Genomic DNA, 9,876 nt, shown 5'->3' on the forward strand with positions numbered 1-9,876 from the left:
CTCCTGCCGATGGCTGAAGTTGTCCCCCCGCCGGAAGCCTTGCCCGCCTCGGATGCCTGGTGGGGATCCCTGCGGCAGAGGCGGAGGGAGTTACCGCCGACAGTCGTGCAGCAGGCTTCCCAGAGCTTGGGCAGCTGGGAGGTGGATGTTGTCATTGCCGGTGGCACCCTGGGGATCTTCTTGGCAGCGGCTTTGGCCAAGCGGGGCTGGCGGGTGATCCTGCTGGAGCGCGGGATCCTGCGGGGGCGGGAGCAGGAGTGGAACACCTCACACCAGGAGCTGCAGGTGTTGTTAGAGCTGGAGCTGCTTACCCCGCCCGAGTGGGAGGCAGTCCAGGTTACCCACTACCCGAGGGGGCGGATTGGCTTTGGGGAGGGCCCCCACTGGTGGGTGGAGGGAGTGCTGAATGTGGGCGTGGATCCAGTCAGCCTCCTGGAGTTCCTCAAGCAGCATTTCCTGGCCTGGGGGGGCCAAGTGTGGGAGCAGACTGCCTTTCAAAGTGCCACCGTTCACCCCGATGGGATCTGCCTCCAGACCACCAAGGGACAGATCCGTGCTCAACTGCTGGTGGATGCCATGGGGCACCGCTCGCCCATCGCGGCCCAGGCTCGCCAAGGGCAGCCGCCAGATAGCGTCTGTCTGGTGGTGGGATCCTGTGCCCAGGGGCTGCCCGACCAACCCACGGGAGATCTCTTCTACAGCTTTACCCCGGCCCAGAATGGCTACCAGCCCTTTTGGGAAGCCTTCCCCGCCCGCGATGGGCGCACCACCTATCTGTTCACCTACTGCGACCGAGATCCGGAGCGGCCTAGTCTCCACACCCTCTGGCAAGATTACTGCCAGCTGTTGCCCGCCTATCAAGGGGTTGAGCTGACCCAGATCCACTGGGTGCGCAAGCTATGTGGCGTTTTTCCCGCTTACCGCCGTAGCCCTCTGCAACTGCCCTGGGATCGCCTGTTGGCAGTGGGGGACAGCAGTGGCAGCCAGTCGCCTCTAAGCTTTGGCGGCTTTGGCGCCATGTTGCGCCACCTGGATCGCCTACAGCAGGGGATCCACGAGGCCCTGGCGCAACGGCAGTTGAACCAGGCAGCCCTGGCCCTGCTGCAACCCTACCAGCCCAACTTGGCCGCGACCTGGCTATTTCAGAAGGCCATGATTCCTCCTCTGCGGGAGAAAACCTGGGATCCCGATAGCATTAACCGCTTGTTGAGCAGGGTGTTTGAGGCCATGTTTGCCGCCGGCCCCCAGGTGGTGAAGCCCTTTTTGCAGGATGTGGTGCAGTTTGGCGGCTTGGCCCAGGCCCTGTGGGGGGTGACGCGTCGGGATCCCAGCTTGGTAGCCAGACTTTTGCCTCGGTTGGGGTTGCCGGAGCTGGTGGCATGGGCGGGCCACTTTGGCGCGCTTGGCCTCTTCGAGCTGCTGCAAAGGCTAACAGATCGCCCGGAGCCGGAAACCAACCCCCAGGACTACTTCTGGAGACGGCGCCGCGAGGCTTGGCGCTACGGCTGCGGCCGGGATTACCTCTTTTAGGGGTTCTGACCGTACACCGCCACCCCATAGCCCAGTACCTCAACCGGATCCCCTTGGCTTTCTGCCGGCAGTTGGGATCCCTTTCCCAACCACTGGGTCTCATGGCTGTCCAAAAGTTTTTCCCAGGTGCCGCTGGGCCATTGGGTATAGGTGACTGGCTGATCGGGGCTGAAATTGAAAAGGGCAAGCAAAGCCTGGGATCCCTGGCGGCGGTGCAGAGCTAGGCCAGAGTTGGAAAAGAGCTCCACTTCCACCCCGTCCCGCTCCAGATGCTGGAGGGCCGGCTGGGTTTTGCGCAGCCGGATCAGGGCCTGGTACCACTTCCAGAGAACCTGGTGGTGACCGGCTTTTTTCAACTCCCAATTCAGCTTGGAGCGCAAGAAAGTCTCTTCAGCTTGGGGATCCGGCGGCTCTCCCTGCCAGGCAAAGGCGCTGAACTCGCGGCGGCGTCCTTGGCGCACCGCTTCCACCAAATCGGGATCCCCGTGGCTGACAAAATACAGAAAGGGGGCCACCTCCCCGTATTCTTCCCCCATAAACAGCAGCGGCAGCATGGGGGCCAACAGCAGGGCAGCGGCAGCCAACTTGAGGCCCTCGAAAGAGGTGAGCTGGCTGAGGCGCTCTCCCAACATGCGGTTGCCCACCTGGTCGTGGTTTTGAATGCAGACAACAAATTGGGATCCCGGTCGCCCAACAGCGGAGTTGCCGTGACGCCTGGCGCGGTAGCAGGAGTACTGGCCAGAATAAACGTAGCTCTCCCGGTAAGCCTTGGCCAGGTGCTCCAATTCGCCAAAGTCCTGGTAGTAGCCTGTCTTTTCCCCGGTAAGCAGGGTGTGAAGTGAGTGGTGGAAGTCATCGCACCACTGGGCATCTAGCCCGTAGCCCCCTTGCTCTCGGGGGGTGATGAGGCGGACATCGTTGAGGTCGCTTTCGGCAATGAGAACCCTGGGCCGGCCAGTGCGAGCTTCTAGGGCATCCACCTGCTCTGCCAATTCCTGCAAGAAGGGGTAGGCGCTGAAGTCGTAGATGGCATGCACCGCGTCCAGCCGCAGCCCATCGAGATGAAACTCCTCCAGCCAGTACTCGGCGTTTTGTAGGAAAAACTCTCGCACGCCGTCAGAATAGCGGTCGTCGAAGTTGAGGGCATCCCCCCAAGGGGTGTGGTACTTGTCGGTGAAGTAGGGGCCAAAATCCCGCAGGTAGTTCCCCTCCGGCCCCAGGTGGTTGTAGACCACATCCAAGATGACGGCCAAACCCAGTTGGTGGCAGGCATTGACTAGGGCTTTGAAGCCTGCCGCTCCTCCATAGCTGGTCTGCACCGCGTAGGGGTAGACGCCGTCGTAGCCCCAGTTGCGCTCTCCTGGAAACTGGGCCACCGGCATCAGCTCCAGCACGTTTACCCCCAACTCCACCAACTCCGGCAGGCGAGGGATCAGAGCAGCAAAGGTGCCCTCGAGGGTAAAGGTGCCTACATGCAGCTCGTAGAGGATCCACTGAGACAGGGGGATCCCCTTCCACCCCTGATCCTGCCAGTCGAAGCGGGGATCCACCACCCGCGAAGGGCCGTGGACGCCGTAGGGCTGGCAGCGGGAAGCGGGATCCGGCCGCTCCACTACCCCTGCCTGGGTGTGCAGACGGTAGAGATAGTCCACCGGCCCAGGCGGGATCCCGTCCACCTCCCCCTGCCAATAGCCCTGCTCATCCCGCACTAGAGTAAAGCAACGTTGGACAGGGCTGAGCAGCTTCAGCTCCACCTGCTCAACCAAGGGCGCCCACACCGAGAAGTGATAGCAGCCTGAGCCCAGGGGATAGGCGCCCATCCGCCCGGCCTGGAAGAAAGGAGAAGCCTGCAACACAGAATCTATCCCGCAACTCGGCTTCCACTATAGCGAGCATGCCTGGCAAAGGCCGGAGAGTGGGTTTTTGGCTTCTCCTCTGCCATAGTGGAATGGGTCTCTAGCGCTTAGGTCTCATGCTCAACTACCCGCCCAGCTATCCGGATCCCACCGTTGTCGACATCTACCACGGGCAGGCGGTACCGGATCCCTACCGCTGGCTGGAGGATCTGGATTCGGAGCAGACGCGGGCCTGGATTGAGGCGCAAAACCACCTTACCTTTAACTACTTGCAGCAGATCCCAGCCCGGCAGCGGATCCGAGAACGCCTGACCCAGCTCTGGAACTATGAAAAATACAGCCAGCCCTTCAAAGAAGGGGGCCGCTACTTCTACTTCAAAAACGACGGCCTGCAAAACCAGAGCGTTCTCTACACCCAAGAAAGTCTAGAGGGCCAGGCGCGGGTTTTGCTGGATCCCAACACCTTCTCGGAAGACGGCACGGTGGCTCTAGCGGGCATTGCCATCAGCCGCGCTCGCGACAGCGGTGCGGAGCACGCTGGACGGTATTTAGCCTATGGCCTCTCCTGCTCCGGCTCCGATTGGCAAGAGTGGAAGGTGCGGGACATCGAGACCGGCGAGGATTTGCCGGATCACCTGCGCTGGATTAAGTTCTCGGGAGTAAGCTGGACCCTGGACGGGCAGGGATTTTTCTACAGCCGCTACGACGAACCGGCCCCCGGCAGCGAATACGAAAGCGCCAACTACTTCCAGAAGCTCTACTACCACCGCCTGGGCACCTCCCAGTCAGAAGATGTCTTGGTCTATCACCGCCCCGACCAAAAAGAGTGGGGCTTTGCCGGCGGGGTTACTGAAGATGGGAATTACCTCATCATCTCCGTCTGGCGGGGCACGGATCCCAAAAACCTCATCTTCTACAAAGACTTGCGGGATCCCCAGTCTCCTGTAGTAGAGCTCATCCGCGAGTTTGAGGCCGAATACAGCTTCGTGGGCAACGACGGATCCCGCTTTTGGCTGTTGACGGACTGCCAAGCTCCTCGGCGGCGACTGGTGGCGATTGACTTGGAGCAGCCTGACCAGGTGCAGGAGGTGATCCCCGAGGCGGAGGAGACCCTGCAGGGGGTTAGCTTGATCAACAATCAGTTTGTGGCCTTCTACCTCAAAGACGCCCACACCCAGATCAAGACCTTTGCTTTAGACGGCACCTACCTAGGAGAAATCCCGCTGCCCGGGCTGGGATCCGCCAGCGGCTTTGGCGGCAAGCGCTACGACACCGAGACCTTCTACACCTTTACCAGCTTCACTACCCCGCCCACCATCTACCGCTACGATTTCACCAGCGGCACCAGCACCCTGTTCCGTCAGCCCCAGGTGGATTTCGATCCCCAGGCCTACGAGGTGCAGCAGGTGTCTTACACCAGCAAAGACGGCACCCGCATCCCCATGTTTCTCGTCCACCGCCGTGGCCTGACTCGGACAGGGGATCACCCCACTCTGCTGTATGGCTACGGCGGCTTTGGCATCTCTCTTACCCCCAGCTTTTCAGTGGGTCTGGTGGCCTGGCTGGAAATGGGCGGTGTCTATGCCCAGCCAAGTTTGCGCGGCGGCGGCGAGTACGGAGAAGAGTGGCACCAGGCGGGCACCAAGCTCAACAAGCAAAAGGTGTTCGACGACTTTATTGCCGCTGCCGAGTGGCTGATAGCCCATGGCTACACCAACCCCGCCAAGTTGGCCATCTCCGGCGGCAGCAACGGCGGCCTCTTAGTGGGGGCCTGCCTGGTTCAGAGGCCGGAGCTGTTTGCAGCGGCCCTGCCGGCAGTGGGGGTGTTCGACATGCTGCGCTTTCATAAGTTCACCATCGGCTGGGCCTGGATCTCCGAGTACGGATCCCCGGAGAACCCGGAGGAATTCAAGGCCCTCTACGCCTATTCCCCTCTGCACAACCTCAAGCCCGGCACTGCCTATCCCGCCACCCTGATCACCACCGCAGATCACGACGACCGGGTGGTGCCCGCCCACAGCTTCAAGTTTGCCGCTGCCCTGCAGGCAGCCCAGGGGGGATCCCAGCCCATCCTCATCCGCATCGACACCAAGGCAGGGCACGGGGCCGGCAAGCCCACCAGCAAGCTGATTGAGGAAGCTGCCGACCGCTGGGCCTTTTTGGTGCAGGTGCTAGGGATCCCCTGGGACGGAACGGGAAGTTAGCGAGCTCTAGGACCCAGGCCCACCCGACCGGCATAAACTGCCGCTTCCCCCAGCTCGTCTTCGATGCGCAGCAGTTGGTTGTACTTGGCAATGCGCTCGCTGCGGCAGAGGGATCCGGTTTTGATCTGCCCGGCACGGGTGGCCACCGCCAAGTCGGCAATGGTGGTGTCTTCCGTCTCGCCAGAGCGGTGGCTGATGATGGTGCGAAAGCCGGCTTGAACTGCCAATTGGATGGCCGAGACGGTCTCCGTCAGGGTGCCGATTTGGTTGGGCTTGATCAAAATGGCGTTGGCGGCGGCGCTGTCGATACCCTTTTGCAGGCGGGTCAGGTTGGTTACAAACAGGTCATCTCCCACCAGCTGTACCCGGGATCCCAGTTGAGCGGTCATGGCTTGCCAACCGGCCCAGTCTTCTTCCGCTAGCCCATCTTCAATGGAAAGGATGGGATAGTTGGCCAGCAGTTGCTGGTAGTAAGCCACCATATCAGCCGCGCTGTGGGCTTTGCCCTCAAAGTGATATTGCCCATCCTGCAGCAGCTCGTTGGCGGCCACATCCAAGGCCAAGGCGATATCTGCTCCCGGTTTGTAGCCTGCCTGTTCAATAGCCGTCATCAGCAGATCCAAAGCCGCCGCATTGGAGTCGAGATCAGGAGCAAACCCCCCTTCATCCCCCACACCGGTGGACAGCCCCTTCTGCTGCAGCACTTGTTTTAGTACCGCAAACACCTCAGCCCCGTAGCGCAGCGCCTCGCGAAAGCTGGCCGCTCCAATGGGCACAAGCATAAATTCTTGAATATCGACGTTGTTGTCGGCGTGGGCGCCGCCGTTGAGCACGTTCATCAGCGGCACCGGCAGCAGGTTGGCAAAGGGCCCCCCCAGGTATTTGTAAAGAGGCAAGCCCACTGCTTCCGCAGCCGCTTTGGCTGTCGCCAGAGAAACTGCCAAAATAGCGTTGGCCCCCAGGCGGGACTTGTTGGGGGTGCCGTCCAGGTCGATCAGCAACTGGTCAATACGGGCTTGGTTGAGGGCATCTTCTCCCTGCAGCTCCGACTGGATGGGGCCAAGGATGTTTTCCACCGCCCTCAGCACACCCTTACCGCCGTAGCGTTTGGGATCCCCATCCCGCAGCTCGTGGGCCTCGAAGGTGCCGGTCGAAGCACCGCTGGGAACCTGCGCCAAGCCCGTTGCCCCATTGGCTAGACCCACCAGGGCTTCTAGGGTGGGACGCCCTCGCGAGTCGAGGATCTCATGGGCGGTAATCCACTCGATGGCTGTTTCCACAGTTACACCTCAGCAATTGGCTAGATAGCTCTGGCCAAAGCCAGATCCCCCCATAGACTAGTAGGTTTTTGCCCGCGATCCGGTCAGCTTCCAGAAAACTTTAAGTCTGTCCTTTAGGTATAGAGATTCTTCAAGGCTGCAGCAGTAGACTGAACATAAGCCGGGTAGAGCTTCAACCAACCATCGAGCGGGGTTTGCCTGGGCAAGGTGCTACTCAGGAGGTGTTCTCCTCTTCCTTCTAGGCAAAGCGATGGCTCAGCCGCATCGGGTCGTGTACGGTGATCTTCTTCTTGTGAATGGAGATGTACTTCTTCTTGCGCAGCTCTCCCAACAGGCGGGTGATGGTGACGCGGGTTGAGCCAATGGCCTCGGCAATGGCCTGGTGAGACAGCTTGAGATCGATGGTGACCCCATCCGGGCCAGGCACTCCGAAATCGCGACAGAGGATCAACAAAAAGCTGACCAGACGGGATCCCATGTCGCGATGAGCCAGCGTCTCGATCATCATCTCCGTTTGCAAAATGCGGGACGACAGGCTTTTAACCAGCAACATGGCCAGTTCGGCGTTCTCCTGCAAGGATTTTTCCACCTGCTCGATCGGTAGAGAGAGTAACTCGGTAGGCGTAAAAGCCACCGAGTGATAAAAGCGGTCGGAGCGCTGTCCCGTGATAAAGGAGAGCACGCCGAAGATGCTGTTTTCGCGTAGGAGGGCGACGGTGATTTCCTCCCCCATTTCGTAGACCCGCGAGAGCTTAACCGCTCCCTTTACCAAAAAGTAAACCCGCTCCGCCGGATCCCCTGGAAAAAAAATGGTCTTCCCGCGCTCAAACGTTTCGATAACCGGAGGATGGTGAGGGCCTCCCAATTGCTTGAAGGCTGTGATCAGAGATTTTTCCGCTACGGCCACCGCCATACTCATTAACCTTTTAAGGTCAGTTTATACCTAAGATCAACCTATTAAGATCAATCTAGAAGCATTAGGCTAGGTTGCAACCCCTTGACTTCAGAATCGATGATGATACCAAGATTTACCCTAAAGTAGAAGGTTCTGCCCAGGCATCTTTGTAGCACGTGCTACATTTTTGAGTCTCGTTTTTGCCCCAGAAAGGGATCCCCAACCGAAAGCAGGGGTTAGGATAAGAGCCATTGTCGCTGGGGGTTGCGTCGGCCCTTGGCGGTAGAGAGTGGAGTGGGTTGGAACATTCTATCTATCTATCTATCTATGGGGAGCCCGGAGGCTGTTGTTGCTGCACCTTCTCAACTGAGCCGCCAGCATTTCACAGTGCGGATGCCGGATCCGGCCAATCACCTGCTGGAGGTGGAACTGCAGATCCAAGAGGTGGATCCAGAGGTGCCTTTGCGGCTGCGACTGCCGGTGTGGACGCCGGGATCCTACCTGGTGCGGGAGTATGCCCGTCATGTGCAGGAGTTTCAGGCGGCAACTGAGCAAGGGATCCCTTTGGCCTGGCGGAAGGTGGACAAGAACACCTGGCAGATCGATCCGCCGGGCTGTTCTGCCGTGAAGGTGTGCTACCGGGTCTATGCCTATGAGCTGACGGTGCGCACAAACCATCTGGATTTGACCCACGCCTATTTCAACGGGGCAGCGCTCTTCCTCTACGTGCCCGGTCGCGAGCGGGAACCTTACACCTTGACGGTGATCCCCCCCAAGCCCGATTGGCGCATCGCCACCAGTTTGCGGCCCTTGACCTCTCCTTCTGAGGATCCCACTTCCGGCCAGTCTTTTGTGGCAGAGGACTATGACGAGCTGGTGGATAGCCCGGTGGAGGTGGGCCTGCATCGGATGCAATCGTTTGAGGTGGAAGGGATCCCACATTACCTTGTGGTTTGGGGGTCGGGCACTCTGGATGTCGATCGGGCCGTTGCCGATGCCAAGGCCATTGTCGAAACCACAGCCGCATTTTTTGGTGGGCTACCCTACGACCGCTACTGGTTCATTGTGCATTTGTCGCCGGGAGGATTTGGTGGCCTTGAGCACAAGTACAGCACCACCCTTCTTTACTCTGGGCTAGAGCTGCATCAGCCAGAGTCCTATCGTCGGTTTTTGGCTCTGATGGCCCACGAGTTGTTTCATGCCTGGAATGTCAAGCGTCTGCGTCCTCTGGCATTGGAAAAGATCGATTACAACCAGGAAAATTATCTGGAATGTCTGTGGTTTTGTGAGGGGGCGACCAGCTATTACGAAAACGTCATCTTATTGAGGGCAGGGATCCTCAGTGCCGGCGATTTTTTAAAAGTTCTTTCCGAACAGATTGGCCGCTTGCAGCGTACTCCGGGCCGGGCCGTGCAATCGCTGCGGGAGTCCAGCTTCGACACCTGGATCAAACTCTACCGCCCCCACGAAAACACCCTCAACAGCCAGGTTTCTTATTACTTAAAAGGGGCTTTGGTCTGTTGGCTGCTGGATCTGCACATTCGCCACCTTTCCGGCGGTCAGGGATCCCTGGATACGGCTTTGCAGGATCTGTGGCAGCGCTTTGGTCGGTCAGAGAAGGGCTACAGCGACCAAGACTTGCGGGAGGCGTTTGAGCGGGCAGCCGGTGCCGATCTTGGCCGGTTTTTCTCCGCCTATGTGGAAGGCACGGAAGAGCTAGACTACAACACTTACCTACACCCCTTTGGCCTCACCCTCAAAGCCCAATTCAGCCGCCCCAACCCCAGCCCTTACTTGGGCCTTAATTTCAACGGCGAGGGCAATCGCATCAGCGCAGTAGAGATGGGATCCCCGGCGCAAAAAGCAGGCATCTGGGCCGGCGATGAGCTGGTGGCCCTGGATGGGTTCAGGGTGAGCGCCGCCAACCTGACAGAACGCTTGACAGCCTATCAGCCCCACCAGATCATTTGTTTGAGCGTTTTTCAAGCCGATCAGTTGAAACATTTCTGGATCCCGTTGGATCCCCCTCGGCCCGATGTCTACACGTTGGAGGTGTTGCCTGAACTGACTCCTGCTCAAGAAGCTCTTCAGCAAGGCTGGCTGGGATCCCT

General features: G+C 59.5%; 6 protein-coding genes. 3 read left to right on the plus strand and 3 right to left on the minus strand.

Annotated features, from left to right (window positions below; genetic code table 11):
• Nucleotides 1-9 precede the first annotated feature (9 nt).
• Complete coding sequence (locus NW834_RS12190) at nucleotides 10-1,530, plus strand: NAD(P)/FAD-dependent oxidoreductase (protein ID WP_414426328.1); 1,521 nt, start codon at nucleotides 10-12, stop codon at nucleotides 1,528-1,530.
• On the opposite strand, the gene treZ is transcribed toward NW834_RS12190, so the two are convergent.
• Nucleotides 1,527-3,386: a malto-oligosyltrehalose trehalohydrolase gene (gene treZ, locus NW834_RS12195; protein ID WP_414426326.1), complete on the minus strand. Its 1,860-nt coding sequence runs from the start codon at nucleotides 3,384-3,386 to the stop codon at nucleotides 1,527-1,529. The two genes, NW834_RS12190 and treZ, sit on opposite strands and share 4 nt — an antisense overlap.
• A gap of 116 nt (nucleotides 3,387-3,502) precedes the next feature.
• Between treZ and NW834_RS12200 the strand changes: the two genes are divergently transcribed.
• Nucleotides 3,503-5,590, plus strand: coding sequence for a prolyl oligopeptidase family serine peptidase (locus NW834_RS12200; RefSeq protein WP_414418608.1), 2,088 nt, complete (start codon nucleotides 3,503-3,505; stop codon nucleotides 5,588-5,590).
• Here NW834_RS12200 and eno read toward each other — a convergent pair.
• Entirely contained in the window at nucleotides 5,587-6,870 is a 1,284-nt protein-coding gene (gene eno / locus NW834_RS12205; RefSeq protein WP_011434092.1) for a phosphopyruvate hydratase, read from the minus strand. The genes NW834_RS12200 and eno overlap by 4 nt on opposite strands.
• Nucleotides 6,871-7,108: 238 nt before the next feature.
• The gene (gene ntcA, locus NW834_RS12210) at nucleotides 7,109-7,783 is read right to left on the minus strand and encodes a global nitrogen regulator NtcA (protein ID WP_011434093.1); all 675 of its coding nucleotides are present in this window, start codon (nucleotides 7,781-7,783) and stop codon (nucleotides 7,109-7,111) included.
• A 309-nt stretch (nucleotides 7,784-8,092) separates the two neighbouring features.
• Between ntcA and NW834_RS12215 the strand changes: the two genes are divergently transcribed.
• On the plus strand, nucleotides 8,093-9,876 hold a 1,784-nt coding region (locus NW834_RS12215; RefSeq protein ID WP_414426327.1), incomplete at its 3' end, for a M61 family metallopeptidase.

Source organism: Synechococcus sp. R60.1 (assembly GCF_047461835.1).
Classification (GTDB): domain Bacteria; phylum Cyanobacteriota; class Cyanobacteriia; order Thermostichales; family Thermostichaceae; genus Thermostichus.

Excerpts from the sequence above, each read along its gene's own strand:
- NW834_RS12190 (WP_414426328.1), top strand. The coding sequence starts at position 10 with ATGGCTGAAGTTGTCCCCCCGCCGGAAGCCTTGCCCGCCTCGGATGCC.
- ntcA (WP_011434093.1), bottom strand. The coding sequence starts at position 7,783 with ATGGCGGTGGCCGTAGCGGAAAAATCTCTGATCACAGCCTTCAAGCAA.
- NW834_RS12200 (WP_414418608.1), top strand. The coding sequence starts at position 3,503 with ATGCTCAACTACCCGCCCAGCTATCCGGATCCCACCGTTGTCGACATC.